At 67.5% G+C, this 551-nt stretch carries 1 pseudogene; it reads left to right on the top strand.

The window, feature by feature from the left end:
• Positions 1-551, top strand: a pseudogene (locus AC628_RS44620) (hypothetical protein); the annotation flags it as partial.

The following is a 551-nucleotide window of genomic DNA, read 5'->3' as shown; positions in this document are numbered from 1 at the left end:
GTCGGCCGGCCGTGTCCTGAGCTCGTCGGTCCAGCGCATCCGGCCGGAGGATATCAAGTGGTACGCCGGGACCGGGACCTCGATCTCCGACACAAGCGGCGCGCAGAATGAATTCGCCTGGCAGGGGCAGGCCGCGTCGCTCAAGTCGATGCAAGCCGGCCTGACCGGCCTGCAGTTCGGCCGGCCGTCCAATGTTGCGACGAGGGGTGATGCGGCCTTAGATCCCGTCGATCGCGCTATCAACTCGCTGCGCAAGCATACCGAGGTCCAGGAGGCCGATACCAGGGCGGTCGGGCTCGGCGACGCCGCGCTCGCGGCCTTCCGCGCAACGGCCGCCGAGACCTCGGCCGTCCAGGCCAATGGCGGCAAGGAGACGGCCGCGCAGGCAAGACAGTTCGCCGAGTTGCGCGATCGCGCGGCTGCGGCTGCGGACGCCCTGGCGCAGGCCAAGGTGAGCTCGCAGATCGATTTCAACAGCAAGACGGCTTTCCTGTCGTCCGACGACGTCGCGATCGCCTCGCAGCTCAAGGGCATTTATGGGAACGATGTTC

This window comes from Bradyrhizobium sp. NAS96.2 (assembly GCF_001908235.1).
Taxonomy (GTDB): domain Bacteria; phylum Pseudomonadota; class Alphaproteobacteria; order Rhizobiales; family Xanthobacteraceae; genus Bradyrhizobium.
Note: the sequence above shows the minus strand (reverse complement) of the source record. Positions and strands in the feature narration are given on the sequence as shown.